The 26134-nt window shown below is 52.0% G+C and carries 25 protein-coding genes and 1 tRNA gene; 9 read left to right on the top strand and 17 right to left on the bottom strand.

What is annotated here, in order from left to right:
• Positions 1 to 2: 2 nt before the first annotated feature.
• The 6 genes from ACQKE4_RS02815 to pilB form a co-directional block, all read right to left on the bottom strand.
• Positions 3 to 887, bottom strand: a complete 885-nt coding sequence (locus tag ACQKE4_RS02815) for a DNA replication terminus site-binding protein (protein WP_427386866.1) — start codon at positions 885 to 887, stop codon at positions 3 to 5.
• Between the two features lie 16 nt (positions 888 to 903).
• Positions 904 to 1137, bottom strand: a complete 234-nt coding sequence (gene yacG, locus ACQKE4_RS02810) for a DNA gyrase inhibitor YacG (protein ID WP_290833515.1) — start codon at positions 1135 to 1137, stop codon at positions 904 to 906.
• Positions 1138 to 1170: 33 nt separating this feature from the next.
• On the bottom strand, positions 1171 to 1773 hold the full coding sequence (gene coaE / locus ACQKE4_RS02805) for a dephospho-CoA kinase (protein ID WP_427386795.1): 603 nt from the start codon (positions 1771 to 1773) through the stop codon (positions 1171 to 1173).
• A 68-nt stretch (positions 1774 to 1841) separates the two neighbouring features.
• Positions 1842 to 2687, bottom strand: coding sequence for a prepilin peptidase (locus tag ACQKE4_RS02800; RefSeq protein ID WP_427386794.1), 846 nt, complete (start codon positions 2685 to 2687; stop codon positions 1842 to 1844).
• A 32-nt stretch (positions 2688 to 2719) separates the two neighbouring features.
• Positions 2720 to 3952: a type II secretion system F family protein gene (locus tag ACQKE4_RS02795; RefSeq protein WP_427386793.1), complete on the bottom strand. Its 1233-nt coding sequence runs from the start codon at positions 3950 to 3952 to the stop codon at positions 2720 to 2722.
• Positions 3953 to 3955: 3 nt separating this feature from the next.
• Positions 3956 to 5713, bottom strand: coding sequence for a type IV-A pilus assembly ATPase PilB (pilB, locus tag ACQKE4_RS02790; protein WP_427386792.1), 1758 nt, complete (start codon positions 5711 to 5713; stop codon positions 3956 to 3958).
• Between the two features lie 239 nt (positions 5714 to 5952).
• Here pilB and ACQKE4_RS02785 point away from each other — a divergent pair, with 239 nt between their 5' ends.
• The 4 genes from ACQKE4_RS02785 to ACQKE4_RS02770 all read left to right on the top strand — a co-directional run bounded on the left by ACQKE4_RS02785 (position 5953) and on the right by ACQKE4_RS02770 (position 8128).
• Entirely contained in the window at positions 5953 to 6474 is a 522-nt protein-coding gene (locus ACQKE4_RS02785) for a pilin (protein ID WP_427386791.1), read from the top strand.
• Between the two features lie 107 nt (positions 6475 to 6581).
• Positions 6582 to 7010: an anti-virulence regulator CigR family protein gene (locus tag ACQKE4_RS02780; RefSeq protein ID WP_427386790.1), complete on the top strand. Its 429-nt coding sequence runs from the start codon at positions 6582 to 6584 to the stop codon at positions 7008 to 7010.
• 87 nt (positions 7011 to 7097) lie between these two features.
• The gene (locus ACQKE4_RS02775) at positions 7098 to 7922 is read left to right on the top strand and encodes an inositol monophosphatase family protein (protein ID WP_427386789.1); all 825 of its coding nucleotides are present in this window, start codon (positions 7098 to 7100) and stop codon (positions 7920 to 7922) included.
• A 129-nt stretch (positions 7923 to 8051) separates the two neighbouring features.
• Positions 8052 to 8128: transfer RNA gene (locus tag ACQKE4_RS02770), tRNA-Pro, on the top strand.
• A gap of 340 nt (positions 8129 to 8468) precedes the next feature.
• Here the strand turns inward: ACQKE4_RS02770 and ACQKE4_RS02765 are convergent.
• On the bottom strand, positions 8469 to 8879 hold the full coding sequence (locus tag ACQKE4_RS02765) for a hypothetical protein (protein WP_427386788.1): 411 nt from the start codon (positions 8877 to 8879) through the stop codon (positions 8469 to 8471).
• Between the two features lie 588 nt (positions 8880 to 9467).
• Here ACQKE4_RS02765 and ACQKE4_RS02760 point away from each other — a divergent pair.
• The gene (locus ACQKE4_RS02760) at positions 9468 to 9656 is read left to right on the top strand and encodes a DnaJ domain-containing protein (RefSeq protein ID WP_427386787.1); all 189 of its coding nucleotides are present in this window, start codon (positions 9468 to 9470) and stop codon (positions 9654 to 9656) included.
• A gap of 43 nt (positions 9657 to 9699) precedes the next feature.
• On the opposite strand, the gene ACQKE4_RS02755 is transcribed toward ACQKE4_RS02760, so the two are convergent.
• Complete coding sequence (locus tag ACQKE4_RS02755; RefSeq protein ID WP_427386786.1) at positions 9700 to 10935, bottom strand: toxic anion resistance protein; 1236 nt, start codon at positions 10933 to 10935, stop codon at positions 9700 to 9702.
• Between the two features lie 96 nt (positions 10936 to 11031).
• Positions 11032 to 11973, bottom strand: coding sequence for a cobyrinic acid a,c-diamide synthase (locus ACQKE4_RS02750; RefSeq protein ID WP_427386785.1), 942 nt, complete (start codon positions 11971 to 11973; stop codon positions 11032 to 11034).
• A 166-nt stretch (positions 11974 to 12139) separates the two neighbouring features.
• Here ACQKE4_RS02750 and ACQKE4_RS02745 point away from each other — a divergent pair, with 166 nt between their 5' ends.
• Positions 12140 to 12973: a DUF6694 family lipoprotein gene (locus ACQKE4_RS02745; RefSeq protein ID WP_427386784.1), complete on the top strand. Its 834-nt coding sequence runs from the start codon at positions 12140 to 12142 to the stop codon at positions 12971 to 12973.
• A gap of 114 nt (positions 12974 to 13087) precedes the next feature.
• Here ACQKE4_RS02745 and ACQKE4_RS02740 read toward each other — a convergent pair whose 3' ends face one another.
• The 3 genes from ACQKE4_RS02740 to ppnN all read right to left on the bottom strand — a co-directional run bounded on the left by ACQKE4_RS02740 (position 13088) and on the right by ppnN (position 15656).
• Positions 13088 to 13297: a hypothetical protein gene (locus ACQKE4_RS02740; RefSeq protein WP_427386783.1), complete on the bottom strand. Its 210-nt coding sequence runs from the start codon at positions 13295 to 13297 to the stop codon at positions 13088 to 13090.
• A 127-nt stretch (positions 13298 to 13424) separates the two neighbouring features.
• Positions 13425 to 14153 carry a sulfite exporter TauE/SafE family protein gene (locus tag ACQKE4_RS02735; RefSeq protein WP_427386782.1) on the bottom strand — a complete coding sequence of 243 codons (729 nt, stop codon included), beginning with the start codon at positions 14151 to 14153 and terminating at the stop codon, positions 13425 to 13427.
• Positions 14154 to 14273: 120 nt separating this feature from the next.
• Positions 14274 to 15656 carry a nucleotide 5'-monophosphate nucleosidase PpnN gene (ppnN, locus tag ACQKE4_RS02730; RefSeq protein WP_427386781.1) on the bottom strand — a complete coding sequence of 461 codons (1383 nt, stop codon included), beginning with the start codon at positions 15654 to 15656 and terminating at the stop codon, positions 14274 to 14276.
• A gap of 145 nt (positions 15657 to 15801) precedes the next feature.
• On the opposite strand from ppnN, the gene ACQKE4_RS02725 reads away from it, so the two are divergent.
• The gene (locus ACQKE4_RS02725; protein ID WP_427386865.1) at positions 15802 to 16701 is read left to right on the top strand and encodes a LysR family transcriptional regulator; all 900 of its coding nucleotides are present in this window, start codon (positions 15802 to 15804) and stop codon (positions 16699 to 16701) included.
• A gap of 32 nt (positions 16702 to 16733) precedes the next feature.
• On the opposite strand, the gene gcvP is transcribed toward ACQKE4_RS02725, so the two are convergent.
• Positions 16734 to 19628, bottom strand: a complete 2895-nt coding sequence (gcvP, locus tag ACQKE4_RS02720; RefSeq protein WP_427386780.1) for an aminomethyl-transferring glycine dehydrogenase — start codon at positions 19626 to 19628, stop codon at positions 16734 to 16736.
• Between the two features lie 86 nt (positions 19629 to 19714).
• Positions 19715 to 20104: a glycine cleavage system protein GcvH gene (gcvH, locus tag ACQKE4_RS02715; protein ID WP_427386779.1), complete on the bottom strand. Its 390-nt coding sequence runs from the start codon at positions 20102 to 20104 to the stop codon at positions 19715 to 19717.
• A gap of 402 nt (positions 20105 to 20506) precedes the next feature.
• On the opposite strand from gcvH, the gene ACQKE4_RS02710 reads away from it, so the two are divergent.
• Positions 20507 to 21913, top strand: a complete 1407-nt coding sequence (locus ACQKE4_RS02710; RefSeq protein WP_427386778.1) for an alanine/glycine:cation symporter family protein — start codon at positions 20507 to 20509, stop codon at positions 21911 to 21913.
• Between the two features lie 151 nt (positions 21914 to 22064).
• Positions 22065 to 23177 carry a glycine cleavage system aminomethyltransferase GcvT gene (gene gcvT, locus ACQKE4_RS02705; protein WP_427386777.1) on the top strand — a complete coding sequence of 371 codons (1113 nt, stop codon included), beginning with the start codon at positions 22065 to 22067 and terminating at the stop codon, positions 23175 to 23177.
• Positions 23178 to 23321: 144 nt separating this feature from the next.
• Here the strand turns inward: gcvT and ACQKE4_RS02700 are convergent, their stop codons facing one another.
• The 3 genes from ACQKE4_RS02700 to ACQKE4_RS02690 all read right to left on the bottom strand — a co-directional run bounded on the left by ACQKE4_RS02700 (position 23322) and on the right by ACQKE4_RS02690 (position 26099).
• Positions 23322 to 24278 carry a LysM peptidoglycan-binding domain-containing protein gene (locus ACQKE4_RS02700; protein ID WP_427386776.1) on the bottom strand — a complete coding sequence of 319 codons (957 nt, stop codon included), beginning with the start codon at positions 24276 to 24278 and terminating at the stop codon, positions 23322 to 23324.
• Positions 24215 to 25096, bottom strand: coding sequence for an acyltransferase (locus tag ACQKE4_RS02695; protein WP_427386775.1), 882 nt, complete (start codon positions 25094 to 25096; stop codon positions 24215 to 24217). The genes ACQKE4_RS02700 and ACQKE4_RS02695 overlap by 64 nt, the downstream gene beginning before the upstream one ends.
• Before the next feature lie 106 nt (positions 25097 to 25202).
• Complete coding sequence (locus ACQKE4_RS02690; RefSeq protein ID WP_427386774.1) at positions 25203 to 26099, bottom strand: LysR family transcriptional regulator; 897 nt, start codon at positions 26097 to 26099, stop codon at positions 25203 to 25205.
• Positions 26100 to 26134 lie beyond the last annotated feature (35 nt).

Here is a 26134-nt window from a genome sequence, read left to right as displayed (position 1 = left end):
GCTTATCGATAGCGATAAATCCTTAGGCTGGGCAAAAAGACATCCTGCTCAAGTTTTTCATCACGGCGGCGCGCACGAGTGCGGGTGGTGGGGGGCTGTAAGGGAGGCACATTAATGTGAGGCAATCGCTGACTGTTTTCAGGAACAAAGATAGGCATGGCGGCATTAAGAGCTCGCCTTGTGTGTCCATCGGTAAGGGGTTCAGTAAAAAATAGGTTTGCCCGCATTAGTGGCGCTTGTGTTTGCACTTGGGCAAGCATTTCACTGCTAGGTATATCGGCTAATTTGCGTAGTTGAATACGAATATGGGGTGCGTCGGTGTCGAGCTGTAAAAGTCTTTTTTCAGCTTCCTGAACAGACATCCGTTTAATCGATCTCCCGCTGCTATACCATGCAAAACGAACCCTTGAGACAGGCGCTTGCGCGATAGGTAGCTGCCGCCAGCTCTGTTTAAGATGTAATCTGGCAAGGCCGTTGCGGCGTAATGCTTCGTCTACCTGGGGGTGGCGCTGGGGTAAGCGACTTTTTGCATCACTGAATGATTCAGGAAGTGCCTGTTTAATGTGTTGCAACCGTTCGCTTAATTTGACTTTTGCCTGATTAACGTTGTTTATCGCTTCGAGTAGTTCTTCGTTAGCGGCGACGATCGCAATGTAATTGCGCGTTTCCCGGCCGTCTTGGTCTTGCTGATGCCACATATCGAAAAGCGCTTCACGTAACCAGTAGCGATCAGGCGTTGGTTGATCAAAGACCCATGTGGAGGGTGTCTGCTGCTCGTATAGTGAGGCTGCAGCCTCAATCGTATCAAGCAGGTGGTCAAACTGCTGCTCCAGTTGAAGCAGCACCTTGTACGCTGAAGGCGATTGTTCTGGCCGGGACTTTGGCATAGTCAATTAGTAGTCTCTAAGAGAGGGGCGCATCTCGGTCTGCTTGAGCTAATAATGTCTCTATATCGGCTTCATCCATCGCAGACTCACCCGATATACGATGAGACTCTTCGGCCCAGGCACCCAGATCCAATAACTGACAGCGCTTACTGCAGAAGGGTCGGTAAAGACTTTCAGGTAGCCAGGGCACGCGTGTAGCACACTGCGGGCAATTAACCTCAAGAGGGGAATCGTTAGCGGGGCGCGTCATAAAAACTCCTAATACATTATAAGTAGCAAGCGTTCAGGCGCTAGGCTGGCGGCGATACAATTCATCAAAGCGTGACACTTGCTGCATCATGCTGGCGTGATCACCGCTGTTATCAATCACATGATCTGCCTTAGCTAGCCGTTGCTCACGGGGAAGTTGGGCCGCGAGAATAGCATGCACCTGACTTTCACTCACCCCATCACGTTGTAGGGTTCTCGCTAATTGTAGCTCTTGTGGAATATCGACCACGATAGTTTGGTTAACCAGAGCATGCTGACCGGACTCAAATAGAAGTGGCGATACCAGTAGCACATAGGGCGCACCTCTCGCGCTGAGTTTCTCTAGATGCTGCAGTATTCGCTGCCTAATTTGGGGATGGGTGATCGACTCTAACCACAGCCGCTGGGTAGGATCATTAAATACAATCGTGCGCAAAGCGGCGCGATTCAGTGTGCCATCTGGGTTGATCACGGATTCGCCAAAGCGTTGGTTAATGGCGAGCAGTGCAGGCTCTCCTGGGGCGACAATTTCTCTAGCCACATCATCGGCATCAACCCATGGGGCACCAAATGTTGCAAAGGCACGTGCAACGGTGGATTTACCTGAGCCTATCCCCCCGGTTAAGCCGATAATCATGTATTACCCCAAATCGCCAAGTTTTAAATAGAACAGTTTTAAATAGCCTAGTTATAAAAAGCTAAGCCTTAAATAAGCAAGCTGAGATACAGGGCCATTAGCTCATCACCGACTAATAACGCAACCCAGCCAGCCAGCGCAAGGAAAGGCCCAAAGGGCATGGGTTTGCCGCGCAAACGTGGCAAACACGTTTGCGCGATGAGCCCTACAATGGCGCCAAGCCCTGCAGATAGTATTAAAATTAATGGCAGAAAACTCCATCCTAACCAAGCGCCAAGGGCTGCAAGCAGCTTAAAGTCACCAAAGCCCATGCCTTCCTTGCCGGTGACCAGTTTGAACAGCCAATAAAAACTCCATAGCGTTAAATAGCCGACGATTGCACCTATCACGCCATTGGACAGCATAAAGGGCTGGAAGAGTAGCTGGAATAACAGCCCCGCCCAAAGTAGCGGTAGGGTAATAACATCAGGCAGTAGCTGGGTGCGAAAATCGATCACCGCAAGCGTTAGCAGCGCTAAACAAGCGCCGTAAATAAACAGTGCTTGTGGTGTGAGGCCGTAAAGAGCTAATACCGACAAGGCCAGTAGTCCGCCGGCCAATTCCACCAGCGGATACTGTACGCTGATACTGGTTTGGCACTCCGCACAGTGCCCTCGACGTTTAATCCAGCCAATAAGCGGCAGGTTGTCATGCCATTTGATAGGGGTCTCACAGCGTGGGCACATCGAACCTGGTGTTGCCAAATTAAAGCGTAACGTTGGTTCAGCGCTAAGCTCGAGAGCCGCCCGAGCTTCGCTGCGCCAGCCGCGCATTAACATAACGGGTAGCCGTGTAATCACCACGTTAAGAAAACTGCCTAGGCATAACCCGATTAATAAGACGATGAACCACATGGTCAGTGGAGGGTGGTGCATGAAGCTCCTTAACGTCGATAAGTGAATAAAGCTTATAGGGCTGAACCTAAGTCAAAGATAGGCAAATACATAGATACAACAACACCGCCCACCAACACGCCCAGGACGACGATAATGATCGGTTCCATTAGCGAGGTGAGGGCATCGACTTTATTGTCGACCTCTTCCTCATAATAGTCAGCAACACGATTGAGCATCGCATCAAGCGAACCTGCCTCCTCACCGATACTAACCATTTGAATCGCCAGGGGGGGGAAACGATTAGTCATTCGCATAGCAAAGTGCAACTGCTGCCCGGTGGCGACGTCCTGGCGGGTTTGTACCACCGCGCGCTCGTATACTTTGTTGCCCGTGGCACCCGCGGCTGTATCTAAGCCCTCAACCAGCGGTACACCGGAAGCAAAGGTGGTAGCCAGTGTGCGCGAAAAGCGCGCAATCGCCGATTTATGCATAATATCGCCCACCACCGGTAAGCGAAGTAGCAATGCATGCATGCGGTAAGCAATTTTAGGGGAGCGCTCAATGCTTATTTTTAGCAGCAACACTAAGCCAATCAGTGCACCCAGAGCGGCGAGCCAGTAGCGTTGGGCAAGCTCTGAGAGATTTACCGTCATCTGCGTTAACGCGGGCAGTTCAGCACCGAAGCTTTGGAACATGCTTTCAAATTCAGGTACCACTTTAATCAGTAGTAGCATGGTGACCGCAATACCAATTGTCATAACGGCCGTGGGGTACCAAAGGGCTTTCTTAACGCGCGCTTTGAGGGATTCCACTTTCTCTTTGTAAGTGGCAATACGATCCAGCATTTGATCTAGTGCGCCTGATTGCTCGCCAGCATCCACCAAGTTAACAAACAGGCGGTCAAAGTGCTTAGGATGGCGACGAAGGGCATCAGAAAAACTAGAGCCCGATGAAACATCGCTCATCATGTGCTGAACTAGTGCCACCATGGCAGGTTTTTTCAGACTCTCAGCCACTACTTGAAGCGCCTGCAAGAGGGGAATGCCTGCGCGAATCATCGTCGCCATCTGACGAGCAAAAACCATGATGTCATTGGGGGTAATGCGTCCACTGCCCCCCAGGCCGCCCTTTTTACTGATACGCCCAATAACAATATTTTGCTTGGTTAGCTCAGCCGCTATTTCGGCTTTACTACGTCCAATCATTTCGCCACTTAAGGGCCTATTTTGTGGGCCTTTGCCTACCCACTTCCAGCGGAATAGTTTGGGGGCGGGAGTTTGGCGTCGACGCGTCGTTTTAGCCATGCCTTACTCCTTGCTCACTCGGTTAACCTCTTCAAGGCTGGTAATGCCCTGCATAACTTTTAATAGTCCGCTGCGATGAAGGCTAGGATAACCTTCGCGCCGGGCTTGCTGATCAATGTTGAGTGCATTGGCATCGCGCATAATCAACTGGCGCATGGCTTCTGTAATAGGCACAACTTCATAAATACCGACGCGGCCTTTATAACCATGGGTGCAGTGCTTGCAGCCAACCGGTTTGTAGATCGTTGCCTGATCAATTTCTTCGTTGTTAAAGCCTTCTTTGCGCAGTGCCACATGGGGTATCTCTACAGGTTCTTTACAGTGTGTGCAGAGCTTACGGGCTAGGCGCTGAGCAATAATTAAACTCACCGCACTGGCAATATTAAACGAAGTAACGCCCATATTGGCCAGGCGTGTAAGCGTCTCGGCAGCCGAGTTGGTGTGAACCGTAGAGAGCACTAAGTGGCCTGTCTGAGCTGCTTTAACGGCAATTTCAGCGGTCTCAAGGTCGCGGATTTCACCTACCATCACCACATCAGGGTCTTGACGCAAAAAAGCCCGAAGGGCGCTGGCAAAATCAAGACCAATTTTAGGTAATACGTTGACCTGATTAATCCCCGATACTTTAATTTCAACCGGATCTTCTGCCGTACAAATATTGCGTTCAACTTTGTTAAGAATATTAATGCCGGTATAAAGCGATACCGTTTTACCGCTGCCCGTTGGGCCAGTGACTAGGATCATACCCTGGGGCTGTTTCAACGCATGCTCATAGTGAATGCGCTGCTCATCGGTAAAGCCCAGTTGTTCAATACCAATCTGCGCCGCAGTAGGGTCTAAAATCCTCAGCACTAACTTTTCGCCATAAACGGTGGGCAGCGAGTTAACCCGAAAGTCGAGGGAGCGAGTTCGTGAAAGCTTGAGTTTAATCGCGCCATCTTGCGGCAGGCGGCGCTCGGAAATATCCAGGCGCGCCATGATTTTGAGGCGTGCGGCAATGCGACTGCGCATCGCAAACGGTGGCCTAGCTACCTCGATCAACATGCCGTCAACGCGAAAGCGTACCCGGTAAAGCGTTTCGTAAGGCTCAAAATGGATATCGGACGCACCCCGACGAATCGCGTCTAATAAAATCTTATTAACAAACTTAACGATAGGCGCGTCTTCGCTATTTTGAGAAGACTCTTCCAGCGGCACTTCATTGCCATCGCTACTTTGCACAATGTTCAGCGAGCTCACCGCATCGTCAATATCTTCCAGCTCATCAAGCATGCCACGCTCATTTTGAGCAAGGTAGTTATTGAGTGCGACGGTGATTTGATCAACGGGAGCGAGAACGCCTTCAACGCTGAGCCCAGTCGCAAACTGCAGCTCATCAAGCTGGGTCAACGTGGCGGGGTAGGGAACCGCCACCGTAAGGCGATGCCCATGGCGGGCTAACGGCAATACGTTAAGGCTCTGCAGTACTTTAATAGGGTAATCAGTGGCAGGCGGCAGGGAAGTAAGGCGCAGTGCTTCGAGATCAATCACGGGAAGGCCGTACTCCCATCCAGCTGCCACCGTTGCTGCGATTGGGTCGACTAATCCACTCTCAATCACATGCTGCAGTAGCGATATTTCCAAGTCTGAAGCCGTGTTTTCAGCTGTCGCTGCCTGGGCATCGCTTAACAAACTGTGATTGACCAAACGCTGGGCAATACCACGCAGGCCACCGCGGGCGGCAGCATGGCTTAAGGTCGACTCGAAGGGGGGCTGGCTCATCAAAAAACCTGTTATACGTCAGCGTAAGCGGACTACTTGTACCACAAACTAGCGTTTACGGGCACTAGAGAACTGGCGCTGAAAGCCGCTAAAGTAGTAAGCAACTAAGCCGATAGCGTTAACAGAACGTGTTGTAAAAAAATATCGCGTAAGCTAGTGTAACACCCCATAGTTCCTAACTCTTTTTAAGGATTCCCGTTCCTTATAAAGGCTTGCCCCTTCCCTTAGGAGATGTCTTCATGCAGAAATCTGCACATCCGGTCACCCGCAACACCAAACAAGGCGGTTTCACGCTGATTGAATTGATGATCGTGGTTGCGATTATTGGGGTATTGGCGTCTATCGCTGTGCCTCAGTATCAGAATTATGTAGGTAGGGCCCAGGCGACCGAAGCATTTACCGCCACAGCCGGTTTACGGACTGATATTGGCTTGTACTTTTCTGAGAATGGAAACTTTGTTGGATATCAAACCTCCGACAGTGGTGATACCTATATTGTTGAAACAGCAAACGAAATTGGCGGTCAATATATAAGTGGCGTGACGTTGAATGGAGCAGCTACTGGTGGGTACAGTGTCGCATTTGATAATGGCGTTCATAGCGGTTCTTCGATGGTGATCCAACCACTTATTAGTACCGCAACTACTACTGACGTTGTAGCAGACGCTGATACTGACGGAGGGCAAATTACCGGATGGCGCTGCTCCAGCCCAAATAACGACATTGGTGATACCTTTCTGCCTTCAGCCTGCCGCCAATAACGCATAGTAATTGAGAAAAAAGGGTTTTGAACCCTTTCTTCACTTCCATACTTCCTACTTATTCGCTCAGTACACTGTAAGTTCTAATCCTAAGCGAGGAGCTTACAGTGAACCCCGTCAAAATTATTGCACTATGTGCGATTGACGTACTGCTGCTTAATGGTGCTGCCTTTGCACAACCCGACCATGCTCCGGCCCATGGCGCTCGTGACAAAGGCGAACAGCATGAATTTCACCGTCCTGGAAACACCCGAGATCAACGGGTTGATCTACCCCGCATTAACGAGCGTGAGCTACGCCGACTATTACGCCAGCATGATGCGCCGCGAGCTGAATCATTGCCGCCAGGTATTCAGCGTAATTTAGAGCGTGGCAAACCATTGCCGCCGGGCATTGCTAAGCGCTTTGATGGCCAGTTAGCAGCGCAATTGCCGCACTACCCCGGTTACGAGTGGGAGCGAGTGGGCGCTGACGTTGTTTTGATCGAAGCGGCTACGCGTATTGTGATTGATGTGTTAGTGGATGTATTGCGCTAACCCAGTACCATAAGTGTCTCGAAAATTACATCTCGGCGGATTAAGGTGGACAGTCACAATGCTTCAATTTTACCCATGGGAGATTCAATGACTAACCACACTTTACAGGCGCGCTTGCAGATCGCTATTTCCATCGCTGAAGAAGCAGGGCAGATGATCATCGCCGCCAGAGAGCAGCAAGATTTCGCGCGTCGATTAAAAAAAGATAATGAGTTGGTCACCGATGTGGATGTTGCCGTTGATAAGCTTATTAGTCAGCGATTGGAAGAACATTTTCCTGGCGAAGCACGCTTGAGTGAAGAGCTGGCCCCGGAAAGCGCATTGCATGTGAAGGCACCCAAACTTTGGGTGGTGGATCCCATTGATGGCACGGTGAATTTTTCCCAGGGTTTGCGCCATGTTGCGGTCTCGATTGGCTGGATGGAAAATGGCGTCGCTAAAGTAGGTGTTGTTCATGCGCCTTTTCTAGGTGAAACCTTTAGTGCCGCTGAAGGCGGCGGAGCTTTTTGCAATGGCCAGCTCATTCAGCCAAGCAGCGCAGATTCATTGGCGCATACGTTAGTAGGAACCGGCTTCCCCTACCGCAAAGAGGCGCGTAAGCAATTGCTGAAGCGTTTAGAGGCAGTGCTAGTGCATTGCCAGGATATTCGCCGTAACGGCGCGGCGGCGCTGGATTTGTGCGATGTGGCCTGTGGTCGCTTAGATGCCTACTACGAAAGCGTTTCGCCTTGGGATTTTGTTGCAGGCTGGGTGGTTGCACGAGAAGCAGGCGCACGCGTAGGGCATGTATATGAAGCACCGCAGGAAGTACCGGCAGACCTATATCCTGAGCATTTGTTAGTAACCACACCCTGTGTATACGATGCTATGAAAGACCTGCTGCTTGAAGCTGATAAAAACCAATCATCGTAGCGGATGCAAGCATAACTGGTGTATGACAAATACTTGAAAATAAAGCGCTATAAGGGCTTTTCATTTATGCAAGAAAACGCTAGTATACGCACCGTCTTGAGGCAAAGATGTAGCGGCCAATAAAGACAGCGGAGCGTGGCGCAGCTTGGTAGCGCGTTGCAATGGGGTTGCAAAGGTCGCAGGTTCGAATCCTGTCGCTCCGACCAAGGATTATTAAAAACCGCCGATTTGGATGAAACCAATCGGCGGTTTTTTTATTGGTTGGTAAACCTGCAAACGAGAGTTAGTAGAAATTTCTGATTGAGCGGCCAAATTTGGGCTAACGCTGCCAGCCGTCTCAATAATGCCAGTATGGTCCAGTGACCGCTTTAATGCCCACACAGCAAAATGATGGAGTTTGCGATTATAAATGGTGCCTTTTGAAGCTTATGAAGCTGTAGATATTGCAAAACAATCAGCGACGTGAGACCCCTTAGCCCACACAAGTAAACAGGTGGGCACTCCACGATGCTAGGCAAATGCTAATAACCTTGCATCCTGATTTTTTCATTCGTGTGGTTCGATCAGTGCTAGATAGTCAGCCTTGGGAAGGTCTTGCAGATTCATGTAGGAAACGTGAATGGCCATTTCCGTCAGCTTGAATGCCGCTAGTTCATCAATCAGGGACAGAGCAAGGTCGTAGTTGGATAGGCTGGCAGCAATGCCCGGAGTCCAGTGATGAGCTTTGATGGCTCGGGCAATAAGTACGTCTCGTTCAGAGGTGAGGGAGAAAGCTGCGCCCTGGTAGGCATCGCGCCAGTAGTCGCAATAGCAGGTGATAACGAATTCTCGGAAGGTGTTGGTCAGTACTTTATGAAGTGCTGCTCGGTTCTCTACGCCCGATTCTGGAAGGTTGCAGAGCTCCCGCTGTACCTGCTCAATATGATCCCAACGATTGTGGTAGGCGGCTTTGTCCAACTTTCGGGGTGCAGTTCAAAACTCAATCGGGGCTTTATTGTATTAATAATCTATGCAGCTTAACTGCTGCGTATGGCTCTAAGTCTATCCAATACTGACTCGGGCCAGTAACTTATGGCCGATGGTCAAACGTATCGCCAGGCCGATTCGCGGATGGCTCACGCGCTGATGGAGCCTTAGGCTGACGAGACGCACGACTTCGGGCGCTACGCCCACGAACCCCGTTCCATGCTTCCTGTCGATTTGCTGGTTTTCGAAGCCAGTTTACGAGCGCCAATATAATCCATTTTCTCATATGAACCTCCTGGTTCTTGATGGCGAAAGATGTAAATGCTTTTCATTGGGGCAATAACCCAACTCTTCAAGATTTGGTATAGCTTATAGTGTCTTTTGACGCTAGGCGGACTTCTGAGTTCCCTATCCCGTGCAGCTCCCCACCTGTCATTCATCGCATGCAAAAGGTCAGTGCCGAATCGGTCTCTCATAAAAGACGGACTTCGACTACCATTGATTCAACAGCAGCTTATTACAAGGGATACTTGGCGGATTAATGCCTGGAGCCCATTCCGATGACCGGAAGCTCTCAACGTGGAATTCAAAAATTACTATCAGGTGCTCGGCGTAGTTAAGTCCGCAACGACCGAGGAGATAAAGAAGGCTTACCGCAAGCTGGCACGCAAGTTTCATCCCGATGTCAGCAAGGAACCCGATGCCGAGCTGCGTATGCAGGAAATCAATGAGGCCAAGGCAGTTCTGTCCGATCCCGAGATCAAATAATGTTTCAATTGCCTTTTCGCTTCGCTTGGAGAATCCTGGCAAATTAGCTAGGCGCGCTGCCATTCTGTGGTTGCGATTCGCTACCCTCTTGAAGACGTACGATGGACGCATTTCCCTGCTTGGCTAACGTCGCCATGCGATCAATCTGTTCATTCAGGCGCGGCAGTGCCTCTTGGCGATAGCTTGAGAGATCATTGATTGCACCCATTACCTCGGTAAAAGCCTCTTCAAGTACTTGCATGTCCAGCATCGCCGAAGAGGCTCGCTTTTGGATGTCCACACCTTGTTGGCGCAGCGCTTTAGCCGCCCCACCAATCAAATGCGATGTGGTGGTGTTGAGGGCTTCAATGCGATCCAGCACTAGGCGCTGATTGGCCATCGCCATGGCCACGGTTACTGCGACAGTGAGGGCAGAAACGGTGACGTTAATCGCCCTGTCCACCCCGCGTATCAATTCCCGGTTGTTGCGGATAATGACCTCTAGCGCCAGTACGCCTTGCTGACTTACCGCTAGCTGTTGCTGGAGGTCAACAATACGCTGACGCAGAGGAAAGAGCAGTTCCTCCTCAAGGAAGTGACGACGTGGATCATTGCTATCGCGAACGGCGATCTCATCACACAGCCGGCGGTCGATAATGCGGCCAAGGGCAATTTGGCGGTTCAGTTCTCTCAGGATTTTAGTTAGCGCTTGCTGATCATCGCTCAGCGTGAGGTTGTCGCGGTGGAGCATGTCGCGACCGCCTTCCAGATCCTCAATAATTGCATCCAGGGCCTGCTGGGTATTTTCGAACTTCCGAAAGTAGCGCTGTAGGCGGCTATCGAGACCGGGTATTATCGCCAGAACGCGATCCAAAGCGGTCGGTGCCAGGCGGTGGCGAGCGGGGTCTAGGCCCTCCATACGCCCGCGAAGGTCGGTCAATGCCTTGGCCACCGGCCCGCCTTCGTCACCCTGATCTGCTAGCTGACGCAGGGGCGTTTGCAACATGTCGCTGCGATGAGCGGCCTGCTGTTGCAATTCGAGGCCCATCTCATCAACGGCCCGCCGCTGGCGAACTGCCGATCCCTCGTCACCCTCAGCGAGGATCTCGTCAACAAAACGCTCGGCCATCGCCTCAAGCTCAGTGTCGCTGTCTGGCGCGATGTCTTGTGTGAAGTCATGGTCAGTGGCATTGGCCGGATCAGCCTGATTTGTCCTTGATTGGCTAGTGCCTAACTGGCTCGCGATCTCTTCCACCGGGGGTAGGGAGAGGCGACGTTCACCATCCGATTGCTGAGTCATGGACATCTCCTGAGCTAACAATAAAACCGTTTTAACTGTTTTAAAAACTTTACGTGACCATCTACACAGTGCGTCCCGCACACTGCTTGGCTGGGGTTAATCCTTGCGTGCATAACGATCCGCGCCTTCGACGAAGCGGCGCAGATCCTCCAACGCCTTCTCGGTGGTAACCGCCGCCTGCGGCCGAGCTGTCTCAATACGTGCCATGGAAACAGCGGTGTCGTCGAGCACGGTTAATGCCGATTCAATACGGGCCGAGAGTTTATTTAGCCGGTGCTCGGTCTCCACGAGCAGATCAAGCCTGCGTACCAGGGCGGCGCGCTCTTCCTCGCTTAACCGTTTGTTCTCCCGCTCCAATCGACCTCGCACGTAGTTGCCGTCCACGCTAACCACTCCTCGCGCCTGGGACGCCATAGTGGTGAGCGTATCTACCGCGCCAAGACATACCTGAGTTACCAGTCCGCGCGAACGCTCAAAGGCGAGCTCGCCAGTGTGAAATCGTTCGCCCAGCACATCCATTACATGGCAATAGCGGCTATAGAGTCGGTCGGAGAGTATCGCCAGATCGGGGCGCTGCACATCAAGCAGGCTCTGCTTGGCCCGACACATGGCCAGAACCAAATCATCTGCTCCCGCGGGCGGCTTTGTCGGATCAAGTACTGATACACCAGACTCATAGGCATTTCGCTCCTCTACAGCGCGACGTTTACGTGCTTCGGATACAGTTTGCTTCATCTGAAGACGAGCCCGATGTCGAGCCAGCCAACCGCGCAGCGTCCGCTCGATGGGAAGCACTACGGGAATAGCGACAATGCCCGCCAGCCAGCCCAGTAAACTAGGGCTGAAACCACCCCATAAAGACGTCAGCCATAGCAGCATGCTGATGAAAGGAATCACCAGGCAATAACGGATGATCACCTGCATGCGCCCAGGAGTTAGCCCTGGAAGTGCCAGGGCAGGATTGAACAGGCCTATTAGCAGCCAGGGCAGGCAGGTCATAAACAAGCCATAGGAAAATCCCTGCAGAAATCCTAACATTGATATGGCTATCCTTCTGTCATGGAGCGCAAGTAACGACGCTAGCGTAACTGAGATGGCGGTTTTTTGCGTGCATTACGCATTGGGCAAGTAGCAAAGGGTAGAGCTAAATAGCGCTTTCCGTTAAGCTCCTCAGCAATTTTATCTGCCTGCTTTGAGGTTACGTATGTGGAGCCGCCTTAGGCTTGCTGCAATATCACTATCACTCATAATGATAGCGGGTTGCTCAGATCCCAAAATTGATACTAGCTCCATGCCTGCCTCCGTTGTCTCAGTTGAGAAGGTGCGCGATTCGCTGCCGAGCTACAAGCGTGACGAATTTGATCGCGGTTTAATTATCATTGCCACCGCTACCTTTGATGGTATCGATATTCTTAACCCGCAGCGGATGAATGCCGCTGAAATCGCCGAATCTGCCAATGCACAAATGCACGGCTTAACGGGAGATCAGGTGATTCATCGCGCTGATCAGATTCTACGTGAGCGGCGTTCACGGGAGCGCGAGCAAGCTATTCGAACGCTGACGCGATTAGAAGAGAAACAGGCGGACGCCGCGCGTGACAAGCAGCAACTAGATCGCTTTACTATTGATCAAGCGCGATTTTATATCGGCGCCAGCCCTTACGGCGCTCCTGAACCGGTGATTGACCTTGAAGTGACCAATGGCACTGATCAGGCCATCTCTGAGCTATTACTGCGTGGCGTCGTCACCAGTGCTGGCCGCTCGGTACCTTGGGTCGATGAGTCTTTTTATTACGTTGTTCCTGGTGGTATTGAACCGGATGAAACAATGAAATGGAGCCTTGCCCCCAACCGCTTTGGCCCTTGGGGGGATGCGCAAATACCTAGCAGTGCCGAGTTGATGGTGACATTGGAAGGTCTGCGTGGTGTTGATGATAAAGCGCTATGGAATGCTCCTGAATTGTCCGAGAGCGAGGCGGTAAGGCTAGAGCGCCTGCGTGAAGAGTATGCTGGCGTTACACTATCAAATCGTGAGTAAGTGACAAGTTAGAAGCCGCGGGGCAAATAACCTAAAAAGTCCTGTCGGATAAATTCCAGCAGGGCTTTTATATAGAGGCTTTGGTTGCTGTTAGTGCCAACAGGCGAGTGCTATTTAATCATTTGACTCTTTGGCTTCATGATCCGCGAGCGCAGTGGCTATAGCCTCTTCCCACTGTCCTTCGCTCAGATCCCAGTGCTCCATTTCTGCTTGGTCGGCTTTGCCTTCAGCCGCGGCGCGCAGTTTCTCAACAGAGCTGGTTTCATAGCAGTGCTTGGCGAAATCTTTGGTTTTTACATTATTTAACTGGTCAATCATTGACATCGTGAGTTCCTTTCGTCGGTGTAAAGTGAGGAAAATGCCCCATAAGTGTAACTATTCTGGTCACATTTTTCTGCTTTGGTTCTCCAAGCGCCGAACTATTCAAGAGAGCCTCTAGCGTAAATGCTGATCAGGCAATAAGCGTATCAAAGAAGATTTTGCAGGCGATAGCCGCGAGAAGCAGCATAATCAAGTTGTCGAACCAAAGGTGAGGCAACCGCTTGCCCAGGTTAGCGCCCAGGGGCATGGTGGCTAGAATGACGAGCAGTGCCAAAACGCTAAACAGGGCGCGTTCCCACGTTAAAATGCCCGTGCTGAGCAAGGCTGGAATTTGCACGCTGGTAATGGCAACAAAAAATACTGAGATTGAGCCGATGTAAACGCGACGCTCTAGCTGCATGGCGTTTAGGAACGTAACCGAGGCCGGTGCCGACATGCCCGCAGCGCCTTGCAGCACACCCGCCAGAATGCCCACCGGAATCACAATCCGGGTGGCCGTATGCAAAGGCAGAGCGAAGTGCCGCTTCGCCAATTTAATGGCTAGGTACAGCACAATGGCGCAAGCGACACCGAGTGAAAGTATGTCGGGGGATAATACCACCAGTCCCCAAGTACCCAGCATGATTCCAAGCCCACCTGCGATAGAGAAAGCAGCCAAGAAGCGCAAAGGCAGTAAGTGGCGACGATATTGCCATACCTGCAATGCGTTGCTAAAAAGATTAGGCGCGAGCAACACTGCAATAGCCAATTGAACGTCGTAGAGCATAGTAAGGATTGGAATGACAATAACCGGCACGCCTGAGCCGATGGCGCCTTTGACGATTCCAGCAATCAACAACGTAATAAACGCAATCAGCATGGGCGAGTCCAGTTTTCCCTAAATGACCAGCCGCCTATCTTGGCGGCTGGGTTTTAGGTGGCATTGTGATTCTCTAAGGTGCTATTTCAGTACTCGGCTATTTATTTCAAACCCAGCTATTTATTTTAAGACGTAGCAGGGCGTATAAGGCTGGCCATCCAGCTTCATCCGACCTTGGGCCACAAAGGATGTCAGCAACTCATCCAGGCGCTGCATCAGCTCGGGTTCCGCCGTCAATACAAAGGGGCCGTGAGCTTTAATAGCGCGAATTCCAGGCTCTTTTACGTTGCCGGCCACGATGCCCGAGAAAGCGCGGCGCAAGTTGGCGGCTAGCTCGTGGGTAGGCTGTTGGCGGTGAAGTGCTAGTGAGCGCATTGCTTCATGGGTGGGCTCAAAGGTTGCTTGGAATTCACGCGCGATGGTTAAGCGCCAGTTGTAATAGAACGCATCCTGGTGGGTGCGCCGGAACTGCGCGATTTCGTCAACGCCCTGGCGCATAGTGCGCGCGACGGCAACCGGGTCGCCGGTAATAATGGTGTAGTAGCGGCGAATCTCTTCACCCAGGGTATAGACCAGGAATTCGTCGATTTTCTGGAAGTAGGCCGCTGAGTCGGCGGGGCCAGTGAAAATTAACGGAAAGGGGATATCCTTGTTGCTGGGATGCAGCAAAATACCCAGCAAGTAGAGGATTTCTTCCGCCGTGCCAACACCGCCAGGGAAGACAATAATGCCATGTCCCAAACGCACAAAAGCCTCCAGACGCTTTTCAATGTCCGGCATTACCACCAGTTCATTAACGATGGGGTTGGGCGCTTCGGCGGCGATAATGCCGGGTTCAGAGATACCTAAGTAACGGCCTTCCTTACGCCGTTGCTTAGCATGGGCAACATTTGCCCCTTTCATTGGCCCTTTCATGGCACCAGGCCCGCAACCAGTACAAATATCCAGATCACGCAGGCCTAAGTGGTAGCCCACATCTTTGGTGTACTCATACTCTTCACGGGAAATAGAGTGGCCACCCCAGCACACTACTAAACTCGGGTCGCGGCCAGGTTTTAAGGTGCCCGCTTTACGCAGAATATGGAAAACCGCATTGGTGGTACCTTCTGCGGTACTAAGATCAAAGCGTTTATGGTGTTGAATCTCGTTGTAGACATAAACAATATCGCGAATGATCGACGATAGGTGTTCACGGATACCGCGAATCATATGCCCGTCAACGAACGCTTCCGCTGGGGCATTGGTTAGTTTTAGGCGTATGCCGCGGTCTTGTTGCAATACTTCAATATCAAAATCTTTATAGGCTTCCAATATCGCCAGGCTATCGTCGCTTGGGTTACCGCAATTGAGCACCGCCAGCGCACACCGCCGAACTAGATCATGAAGGCCGCTCTGAGAGGTGCTATGCAGGCGATTCACTTCATGCTGAGAAAGGACTTCAAGGCTTCCTTCAGGAGAAATAGTGCTGGAGAGAGTAGCGCGGGGTTTAACTGTTTCGGTCATTAGCGGAGCTGTCCCTAGTCGTTTGTTAGCTAATGGCAGTCTACCATGCCCTGGCAGTAGGTACAGCGGCGCAACGGGCAACCAAGCCGCTGTGCTACTATAAGGCGTGTTTAACCTGATGCTGCTAAAACTATGGTTCTTTACTATGTTTAATGCCCAATATTTTCGTACGTTTATTACGTTAGTGGAAACAGGCAGTTTTACTCGCACTGCTCACCGCTTGGAAATGACGCAGCCGGGTGTAAGTCAGCATGTACGTAAGTTGGAAAGTTATTTAAATAAAGAGTTGTTAGAGCGAAAGGGGCGTAGCTTTACGCTAACGGAAACGGGGCGGCGAGCTTACGATTATGCGTTAAAGCTATTTGCCGAGCATGAGCAGTTTCGCCATGGCTTAGATGATGACTCTTTGGATAGTGGTGATTGCCGGATTGCTTCACCTGGAAGCGTGGGGTTGATGTTCTACCCTTATATTTTGGGTCAGCAGCAAATGCACCCCAATTTAACGGTTAACTACAGCTTCGCTTTTAACCACGAAATTGTGAATGATCTGCTAGAAGGTCGTTATGATATTGGTATCGTAACAGAGGCGATGAATCACCCTGAACTTGACTGCTCTATTTGGCATCAAGAGCCACTCTGCCTAGTCGTGCCGGCTGATTTTGCGGGCAGTACTCTCTCTGATTTAATGGGTATTGGATTTCTTAACTATTACGATGGCATCAACCACGCTAATGCATTATTGCGCGCCAATTACCCGGATGAGTTTCGCTCAATGACGCATTTCCGGCATCAGGGCTTCACTAACGAAGTTAGCATGGTGTTGGATGCCGTCGCTCGCGGGTTAGGTTTTACCGTAGTCTCCAGATTGGTATTGGAAACCTCCCCCTGGCAGCGCCAAGTAAAAGCGCTGAACCTACCTAATGCGGTCAACGAAGTGCTCTACCTGCTTCGACGCCGTGACTCCGTGCTCCCTAAGCGCTACGAGAAGCTGTTAAGCGGTTTTCACGCCCAGCGTGTGCAAGAAAAAACGCCCCTGATACCATAATGTTATAAGGCAACAGGGGCGTTGGAGTGGCGCTAGTCGCGATACTCGTCAATGCTGGGGCAAGAGCAAATCAACTGGCGGTCACCAAACACGTTATCAACGCGATTAACCGCAGGCCAGTATTTCGAGGCTTTTACTGCAGCGGTCGGGAAGGCGGCTAGCTGACGGTCGTAAGGTCGCTGCCAGTCGTTATCCATCAGATCTGCTTGGGTGTGCGGCGCATTGACCAGCGGATTATTATCCAGCGGCCACTCACCACTCTCCACTCGAGCAATTTCCTCTCGAATCGCTACCATGGCATCGCAAAAACGATCAATTTCATACAGTGACTCAGACTCCGTCGGCTCAATCATCAGTGTGCCGGGTACCGGGAACGACATGGTGGGCGCGTGGAAGCCATAGTCCATTAAGCGCTTAGCGATATCCTCTTCACTAATGCCAGAGGCCGCTTTGAGCGGACGAATATCGATAATGCATTCGTGTGCGACGGTGCCATTCTCGCCGCGGTAAAGAATCGGAAATGACGCTTCCAAACGCTTGGCAATGTAGTTGGCGTTCAGGATGGCAAGCTCGGTCGCTTCGCGCAGCCCCCGCGCACCCATCATCTTAATATAGGCCCACGAGATCGGCAGAATAGAGGCGCTGCCAAACGCTGCTGCAGATACTGCGCCGCTGTCACTATTCACGCCGTTAATCGGTGTTACCACGTGGTTAGATACATAAGGCGCTAAGTGTGCTTTAACACCGATAGGGCCCATGCCAGGGCCGCCGCCACCGTGAGGAATACAGAACGTTTTATGCAGATTAAGGTGAGAAACATCGCCACCAAAATCGCCAGGGCGCGTTAAGCCCACCTGGGCGTTCATATTGGCGCCATCAATATAGACTTGGCCGCCGTTGTCGTGAACGATCTTACACGCTTCGCGCACGCTGGTTTCAAACACACCGTGGGTAGAAGGGTAGGTCAACATAATGGCCGAGAGCTGATCACGATGTTGCTCAGCTTTCGTGCGCAAGTCATTCATATCAATGTTGCCGTTTTGATCGCACTCCACCACGACCACTTTCATCTGAACCATTGCTGCTGAAGCGGGGTTGGTGCCGTGAGCAGAGCTTGGAATCAAGCAGACATCACGGTGGGCTTCTCCCTGAGCCGCCTGGTAGCGGCGAATCGCCACTAAGCCCGCGTACTCACCTTGAGCACCGGAGTTAGGCTGCATGGAAATGTGGTCGTAACCGGTCACTTCCACTAGAAAGGCCGAGAGTTCGTCAATCATCTGGTGATAGCCAGCTACCTGATCTCGAGGTGCAAACGGGTGCAGGTGGGCAAACGAAGGCCAGGAGACCGGGATCATTTCGCTGGTGGCATTGAGCTTCATCGTACAAGAGCCCAGCGGAATCATCGCATGGGCAAGCGACAGGTCTTTGTTCTCTAAGCGCTTTAAGTAGCGCAGCATTTCGGTTTCGCTGCGGTAACGGTTAAACGTCGGGTGGCTCAAAAAGTCGCTTTCGCGCTGGCAGGCAGCAGGAATACCAGAAGCACCGTTAGTGATCACTTGCTCGTCTAACGCGGCGACAGAAAGGCCGTGCTCATCGCCAAGCAATACATCAAACAGCGCCGCCACATCATGGGCAGTGGTGGTTTCGTCCAGGCTGATACCTACATCGCCATTGGCGAAGTAGTGCAGGTTAATATCATGGGTCATGGCGCGGCCATGGATCTTGCCTGCATCAACGCCGGTTAGGCGCAGCGTATCAAACCAGCTGTCGTGGGCGAGTGATACACCAGCCTGCTTTAAACCTTCCGCGAGCAGGGTTGCTAAGCGATGAACGCGGCCAGCGATTTTACGTAGTCCTTCGGCACCATGATAGGTGGCGTAAAAACCAGCGATATTGGCCAGTAATGCCTGAGCGGTACAGATGTTGGAGGTTGCCTTCTCGCGGCGGATATGTTGCTCGCGGGTTTGCATGGCCATGCGCAGTGCTGTATTGCCGCGGCTATCTTTAGATACGCCGATGATGCGACCAGGAATTGAGCGTTTGAGCTTGTCAGAGGTCGCAAAGAAAGCGGCGTGCGGCCCCCCAAAACCCATCGGTACGCCAAAGCGCTGGGAATTGCCCACCACAATGTCAGCGCCAAGTTTGCCGGGCTCTTTAAGCAGCACAAGGCTTAAAAGGTCGGTGGCCACACAGGTCATGATATTGCGATCAGCCGCCTCGCTGATGAGCGGAGCGAGGTCGCGAACCTGGCCACTTGCCGATGGGTACTGCACTAAAGCACCAAACACATCGTGGTTGCTAAGATCTTCAGCCGGGCCGGAGATTAGCTCAAAACCAAAGAACTCGGCGCGGGTTTTGACCACGTCCAATGTTTGCGGGAAAACGTCGTCGGCGACGAAGAAAGCGTTGGATTTACTTTTCTTGTTGCCGCGTTTACACAGCGCCATGGCTTCGGCAGCGGCGGTTGCTTCGTCCAGCAGTGAAGCATTCGCCAACTCCATGCCGGTTAAATCCATCACCACCTGCTGGAAGTTCAGCAAGCCTTCTAAGCGACCCTGGGAGATTTCTGGCTGGTAGGGCGTATAAGCCGTATACCAGCCTGGGTTTTCCAGCACATTACGCTGAATAACCGCGGGCATATGGGTGCCATAGTAGCCCTGGCCAATGTAGCTTTTAGCTACGCGGTTCTGGCGGGCTAACTGCGCCAAGTATGCCAGCGCTTCTGCTTCGCTGCGCGGCTCGTCAAGCGCCAGCTCGCGCCCTAAGCGAATGTCGCTGGGCACGGTTTGCTCAATCAGATCTTCCATGTGCTGCATATTGAGCGCTTTTAACATGGTGGTGACGTCATCTTGACTTGGACCATTATGACGTTTGATAAAAGCATCGTGGTCGGCCAGCTCGGCCAGTCGGCGTGTTTCAATAGGCATAGGAATGATTCCGAACGTTAAGAGAGAACCGTGCAGGGGCAAAGAAGCGAAGAGCCTGCCGCAAAGGGCAGACTCTGGTACATAATTTAGTCGTCAGCGCTTAGCGTGGCTTGATAGGCGTCTGCGTCTAGCAGGCCTTCAAGAGCATCGCTATCTAAGCGGATTTTCATAATCCAGCCACCTTCATAAGGGGCTTCATTGACCGTTTCTGGGGCGTCCTCAAGGGCTTCGTTTACTTCAATAACTTCGCCACTCACAGGGGAGTAAAGATCAGACGCAGCTTTAACCGACTCGATAACACCAAACTCCTGGCCTTTAGTCAGTGCGGCACCCACTTCAGGCAGTTCAACAAACACCACATCACCTAGCGCTTGCTGGGCGTGATCGGTAATGCCGACAGTAACGGTGCCATCTTGGTGGTCAAGTACCCACTCGTGGCTTTCAGCGTAACGAAGATTGGCAGGAAGATTGCTCATGATTTTTTCCTATATGAAACAGTTTTCTGGACTCGAGCATACTAGCGTTTGTCGCTCGCTTTGGCGACTACCGGTAGTGCATAGTCAGAGGAGTAGCTGAGCGAATAATGCTGCATGTTAACGTGTTTCCAATCGGAAACAAATTTCTTCTTCGCTCCTATTAGGGGCATTAGGTCGTGTCGTTGTAATACGTTATTCGTTTGTATTTAGTTATGAAATAAGCGGCATCCTCTATGCATAAGCGACATCACCATAGATGCTTGCTGAGTATTTGGTGTAAAACATGCATGATGACTCCGTGACAGTCGGGAGTTTGATAGCCAAAATAGACCTAAGCAGAGTCAGGCTACTTATCATGAATAATTTATAAATGTCGCAAACCAACAGGGCGAGGAGAAGCGCGTGGAAGCATTAACTAATCTGTTAGGGGTCATCAACGGCGTGGTCTGGGGGCCAGTCATGTTGATGCTGTTGCTGGGTGTGGGGGTCTACCTACAGCTTGGCTTGAAACTGATGCCGATTAGAAAGCTCGGCATGGGTTTCAAGCTAATGTGGGCCGGCCGTGAACCAAAACCTAAAACTGGCAAGCTAGCGGAAAAAGAGGGCGATGAAGGGGAAATTTCTCCCTTTGATGCATTGATGACCGCACTCTCCGCGACCATCGGTACCGGTAATATTGCCGGCGTTGCCACTGCCATTGCGTTAGGTGGGCCAGGTGCCGTTTTCTGGATGTGGATTACCGCGTTAGTCGGTATGGCGACCAAATTCGCTGAAGCGGTACTGGCCGTGCGTTATCGTGAAACCGATAGCACCGGGTTCCATGTGGGCGGGCCAATGTTTTATATCAAAAATGGCCTGGGTAAAAAATGGCTGTGGCTAGGCGGTGTCTTTGCTTTCTTCGGTGCCGTGGCCGCTTTCGGGATTGGTAATACCGTACAGTCAAACTCGGTGGCGGATGCGATGGATGCCACCTTTGGAGTACCGCACTGGATCACGGGTGTGATCATTATGGTGCTGGCCGGTGCAGTCATTCTGGGTGGTATCAAGCGTATCGCGAAAGTGGCGGGCAAGCTGGTTCCCATTATGGGGATTGCTTATGTGGCCGCTGGCCTGCTGGTATTGATCATTAATGCCGGACAGATCGGTGAAGCGTTTGGTTTGATCTTCTACTACGCCTTTAACCCAATGGCCGCCGCGGGTGGTTTTGCGGGTGCGGCAGTAATGGCGGCGATTCGTTTTGGTGTCGCTCGGGGTATTTTCTCTAACGAAGCGGGTCTTGGCAGTGCGCCCATTGCACACGCGGCGGCAAAAACGAAAAATCCGGTGCGTCAGGGGTTGATCGCTATGCTGGGTACGTTTATCGATACCATTATTGTTTGCACCATTACCGCGCTGGTTATTTTGACCTCTACGGTCTGGATAGATGGCGAAGCGGGGGCGTCGTTAACCGCGCTATCGTTTGATGCCGCATTGCCGGGGTTTGGTAACCAAATTGTGGCGGTAGCGCTGGCCATTTTTGCGTTTACTACTATTCTTGGCTGGTCATTTTATGGCGAGAAGTGCTGCCAGTTTCTGTTTGGAACGCGCTCGATCATGATCTATCGTGTGCTGTTTGTGTTAGCGATTCCCTTGGGGGCGATTGCGCAGCTAGGCTTTATCTGGCTAATGGCGGATACTTTTAACGCCATGATGGCCATTCCGAACTTGATTGCCTTGGCACTGCTTTCGCCGGTAGTCTTTAAGCTGACCAAGGACTATTTTGACGGCAAAGATGTCCTGCCGGGTGAAGAGCTGGATCACGACCGGTAAGTTTATCTAGCTCTTTAAGCTTATCTAGCTCGCCAGGCGTTGTTTAGCTGCGCTGTAGGTAAGTATCGAATAACAACAGAGTCGGGAAGGCACTTGCTAAGTGGCTTCCCGTTCTTTTTATGAACACGCATTTTTAAGTGAGGAAAGCTTCATGACTGAATTAAAACAAACGCCGCTGCACGCGTTACACCTCAAGCTGGGTGCCAAAATGGTACCGTTTGCGGGCTACGATATGCCGGTGCAGTATCCGTTGGGGGTGAAAAAAGAGCATGAGCATACGCGTCAAAAGTGCGGTTTGTTTGATGTTTCGCACATGGGGCAAATCACTGTTGCCGGTGATAACGTCGCTGAAGCTCTAGAGACACTGATTCCCGCTGATTTGGTGGGGCTTGAGAAAGGCGCCCAACGCTACGGAATTTTCACCAGCCTTGAAGGGGGCATTATTGATGACCTGATGGTAGTGAACGCAGGCGATCACTTTTATCTGGTGGTGAACGCTGCTTGTAAAGATCAGGACTTGGCGCATTTGCGGTTAAATTTAGCTTCCACACATACGATCGAGCCGCTCGACCGTGGGCTGCTGGCGCTACAGGGCCCGCAGGCACGTGATGTGATGCAACGGCTTTGCCCGGAAGCCTGCGAGTTAGTGTTTATGCAGCATGGCCGTTTCACTATCGCTGGCCAGGAAGTATGGGTTAGTCGCAGCGGTTATACCGGCGAAGATGGTTTTGAAATTTCAGTTGCGGCAGACGCTTGTGAAGCCTTTGCCGAGCGGCTGTTGGCAGAGCCTGAGGTAGAAGTGATTGGTTTGGGCGCGCGGGATTCACTACGTCTAGAAGCAGGTCTATGTCTCTATGGTCATGATATGGATATGGAGACTACCCCGGTGGAAGCCGGATTAATCTGGGCGATTGGTAAGCCGCGCCGTCATGGTGGCGAACGCCCGGGTGGTTTTCCTGGGGCCGATATTATTCTGCATCAGGTCGATGCCAAAGATCACATCCGCAAGCGTGTTGGGCTGCTAGCCGATGGCCGTGCACCGGTGCGTGAGGGTGTGACTCTGGTAGATGAAGCGGGTAATGAGGTTGGCGTCGTCACCTCGGGCGGCTTTGGTCCAAGTATCGGTAAGCCGGTGGCGATGGGCTACGTGACCCGTGAGCTGGAAGCACCACAAAGTAGTGTGTTTGCGGTGGTGCGCGGTAAGCAGTTGCCTATGGTGGTCACGCCAACGCCATTTGTAAAACCGGGCTACTTCCGCGGATAAACGCCTGGCGACGCTATTCTATCGATGATCCGCTCTAGGTAATTTAGTCCGCATTAACCCATCGCTCCCTGCATAAGCAGGGGGTGATGGGTTTTGACTAAGTGCTTTACTAAGTACTTTACACTAAGTGCTTAACGGCGTGCTTTAGCGCAGTACCTGCCTGGGGTCGATGGGTTTTCCGCCCTGGCGTAGATCAAACAGCAGATCATAGCGCTGGGTTGAATCACTTTGACCCACCTCACATAGTGCATCGCCAGTGCTGACCTGCTGGCCGACAGTGACCAATATGCGCTCACAAAGGGCATACACGGATTGTAGATTATCGGCATGATGGATAATCACCACTTCGCCTAGCTGACGCATGCCATCGGCAAAGCGCACTTCACCTGGGGCGACCGACTGCGCTCGGGCACCCGCCTGGGTGGCGAGTAGCATGGGCTGCAGAGTGCCACGACTGTCCGCGCCGAAACGGCGCACTACACGGTAATCTTCCAGCGGCCAGGGCCAGCGGCGTGCAGAGGCTGGCAGGGGTTGGCTTGGTGCAGCGGCGGATGGGCTGGCGCTAGCACTAGGGGCACTACTACTGCTTGCAGAGCTTGCCGCGGCGCTGCCGCTTAAAGGCACGCTAATCACTTGGCCCACCCGCAGGCTTGTGGGTGTCGTGCCTGGGTTAGCACTCTGGATGCGGCCACTGGTAGTTCCAAAATGCCGAGCGATACCTGAGAAAGTATCACCGGGGCGTATTTGATAACGATATGGCCCACCAGAGGGCGCCCGCTCTTGCTGAGTGGGAAGCAATAGGCGTTGTCCTACCTCTAGGCGTCGTGCATCCACGCTAGGATTAAAGCGCTGTAAGCGCTCTAACGGCACGTTAGCTCGCGCTGCCATCTGGCCGAGAGTATCCCCCCGCTGCACTTGAACCCAGTCGCCGCTGATCTGGCCGCCGCTGGGCGCTGCCGCACGCTGAGATGATGACTGTGGGTCACTGGCACAGCCAGCCAATACCCCAGCTAATAAACAGCTACTCAGCAGCGCTATTAATCGTGATCGGTTTGGCCGTCCAACAAACCATCTTTTTCCAGCCAGAGTGAATTGATCCATGTGTGGAAACGTTCCTTATGCTGCTTTTCATCGTGGTTGTCCGGTGCGTACATCCACTGAGGAATATCCAGTTGCCGTGCGTGCAGCGTAATGGGGGCTTCATTGCCGCACAAAAATCCCCAAAAGGTGGGGGAGGGATTGGTATAGCTTATCGTGACATCCAGTATGCCATTTAACTGGCTTCCTAGCAGGCTAAGCACTTGCGCCACACCGCCCGCCTTAGGGCGTAATAAGTGGCGGTATGGGCTTTGCTGGGCGTCACGTTTTGTGACGCTAAAGCGAGTGCCTTCTACAAAGTTAAAAATCGCAATGGGATTGTTGCGAGCTTGTCGGCACATGCGTTCGGTGGATTCACGGTCAATGGTGGCTAATTTAGGGTTTTTCGCTATCTGCTCCCGACTGAAGCGGCGCATGAAAGGGAACTCAAGTGCCCAAAACGCCAGGCCAACGATGGGAATCCAAATTAATTGACGTTTAAGGAAGAAGCGTGGCATTGGAATGCGCCGATGCAACGCCATGAAAAGCATAAAAATATCGGTCCAGCTTCGGTGATTGGATATGACCAACCAGCCCTGCTGAGGGCTCAAATTCTTGGGTACGCTGATAGTGACGTCAGGCTTAAGCCAGTGCCGCATCCACCACAGATTAAAACCAATCCAATTAAGGGCGACGGCATTTAAGCCCTGTAATACCTTCTGTTTCAGGCGCTGTCCAGGAACAACCACTTTAAGCAGGGTTAAAAAAATAAGAGGTACGCCCCAGAATAGCGTATTGAGCACCAGCAGCAGTGCGCTGACCAGCCCCTTTAAAATAGGCATACCGCGTATCCTTACCGTCAGACGAATAACTTAATACCGAATGCTAAATGATCGTAGCCACGCTGCCCAGCATAAACCTAGGGCAATTGGGTAGCTTGATGATGTTTTAGCTTAGAGGTAGCGAGGGCGCTTGAACCGTTTTTAGCAATACGGTGCGTAATGCATGGGCGGCAACGGACAGTTCCTGCTGGGTCAAAATGCCTACTCGGCAAGATACGGCGGGTGCCGTCAGCGGTATGCAGCGTGCGCCCAGTTCATGCATTTGGCGAATACACATAGAAGGCACTGCACTAACCCCCAGGCCGTCAGCCACCATTCTGCCAACGGTGGAGAGCTGATGGCTTTCAAACGCCACAGGCAGTTCCATATGCTGTTTACGCAGCTCTTGCTCAAGCAGTCGACGTACCATAGAAGGGCGCTGAAGCGTAATAAAATCATGCTCAAGTAGTGCTGACCAAGAGAGCTGTGAGGATTGCAGTAATGTTGAGGTAGGCGGCACCACCGCCACAAAATGGTCTTCGAATAGCGGGGTGAATAGCAAGCTGCCAGTGGCATCAGGTGAAAAGGCGATGCCCAGTTCTACTTGACGAGAGCGCACCATCTCGGTGACTTCTTCATTGATAACATCGTGCACCGTAATATTAATCTTAGGGTACTGCTGACGAAATTTGACCAATGCCGAGGGCAGCAAGTTACAGGCAAACGCAGGCATTGCCGCGACGCTCAAGCGGCCCAGTTGAAGGGTGAAACGCTGGCGCAGCCGCTCTTCGGTATTATCCCACTGGGCGAGCAGATGTTTGGCCAATGGTAGCAGTGACTCGCCTTCCGGGGTTAGTCTGACACTACGGGTGCTGCGCAGTAACAGTTTGCCTCCCAATGACTCTTCAAGCCCTTTGATCGCTAAACTGAGCGCTGGTTGAGATAAATGGAGACGCTCGCAGGCCTGAGTGAAGCTCAACGTTTGGGCAACCGCCAGAAAGGCGCGTAGCTGTTTGACGGTCATGGAAAGCCTTTTATAAGTTTTAAAAATAAATTGAT

It is taken from the genome of Halomonas sp. NPDC076908 (genome assembly GCF_050269715.1).
In the GTDB taxonomy this organism is placed as follows: domain Bacteria; phylum Pseudomonadota; class Gammaproteobacteria; order Pseudomonadales; family Halomonadaceae; genus Vreelandella.
Note: the sequence above shows the minus strand (reverse complement) of the source record. Positions and strands in the feature narration are given on the sequence as shown.

Coding starts and splice junctions, on each gene's coding strand:
- ACQKE4_RS02800 (WP_427386794.1), bottom strand. CDS start 2,687: ATGCACCACCCTCCACTGACCATGTGGTTCATCGTCTTATTAATCGGG.
- ACQKE4_RS02690 (WP_427386774.1), bottom strand. CDS start 26,099: ATGACCGTCAAACAGCTACGCGCCTTTCTGGCGGTTGCCCAAACGTTG.
- ACQKE4_RS02785 (WP_427386791.1), top strand. CDS start 5,953: ATGCAGAAATCTGCACATCCGGTCACCCGCAACACCAAACAAGGCGGT.
- yacG (WP_290833515.1), bottom strand. CDS start 1,137: ATGACGCGCCCCGCTAACGATTCCCCTCTTGAGGTTAATTGCCCGCAG.
- ACQKE4_RS02725 (WP_427386865.1), top strand. CDS start 15,802: ATGTTTAATGCCCAATATTTTCGTACGTTTATTACGTTAGTGGAAACA.
- ACQKE4_RS02775 (WP_427386789.1), top strand. CDS start 7,098: ATGACTAACCACACTTTACAGGCGCGCTTGCAGATCGCTATTTCCATC.
- gcvP (WP_427386780.1), bottom strand. CDS start 19,628: ATGCCTATTGAAACACGCCGACTGGCCGAGCTGGCCGACCACGATGCT.
- ACQKE4_RS02745 (WP_427386784.1), top strand. CDS start 12,140: ATGTGGAGCCGCCTTAGGCTTGCTGCAATATCACTATCACTCATAATG.
- ACQKE4_RS02695 (WP_427386775.1), bottom strand. CDS start 25,096: ATGCCTATTTTAAAGGGGCTGGTCAGCGCACTGCTGCTGGTGCTCAAT.
- ACQKE4_RS02740 (WP_427386783.1), bottom strand. CDS start 13,297: ATGTCAATGATTGACCAGTTAAATAATGTAAAAACCAAAGATTTCGCC.
- coaE (WP_427386795.1), bottom strand. CDS start 1,773: ATGATTATCGGCTTAACCGGGGGGATAGGCTCAGGTAAATCCACCGTT.
- ACQKE4_RS02750 (WP_427386785.1), bottom strand. CDS start 11,973: ATGTTAGGATTTCTGCAGGGATTTTCCTATGGCTTGTTTATGACCTGC.
- ACQKE4_RS02735 (WP_427386782.1), bottom strand. CDS start 14,153: ATGCTGATTGCGTTTATTACGTTGTTGATTGCTGGAATCGTCAAAGGC.
- gcvT (WP_427386777.1), top strand. CDS start 22,065: ATGACTGAATTAAAACAAACGCCGCTGCACGCGTTACACCTCAAGCTG.
- pilB (WP_427386792.1), bottom strand. CDS start 5,713: ATGAGCCAGCCCCCCTTCGAGTCGACCTTAAGCCATGCTGCCGCCCGC.
- ACQKE4_RS02795 (WP_427386793.1), bottom strand. CDS start 3,952: ATGGCTAAAACGACGCGTCGACGCCAAACTCCCGCCCCCAAACTATTC.
- gcvH (WP_427386779.1), bottom strand. CDS start 20,104: ATGAGCAATCTTCCTGCCAATCTTCGTTACGCTGAAAGCCACGAGTGG.
- ACQKE4_RS02815 (WP_427386866.1), bottom strand. CDS start 887: ATGCCAAAGTCCCGGCCAGAACAATCGCCTTCAGCGTACAAGGTGCTG.
- ACQKE4_RS02755 (WP_427386786.1), bottom strand. CDS start 10,935: ATGACTCAGCAATCGGATGGTGAACGTCGCCTCTCCCTACCCCCGGTG.
- ppnN (WP_427386781.1), bottom strand. CDS start 15,656: ATGACCGAAACAGTTAAACCCCGCGCTACTCTCTCCAGCACTATTTCT.
- ACQKE4_RS02700 (WP_427386776.1), bottom strand. CDS start 24,278: ATGGATCAATTCACTCTGGCTGGAAAAAGATGGTTTGTTGGACGGCCA.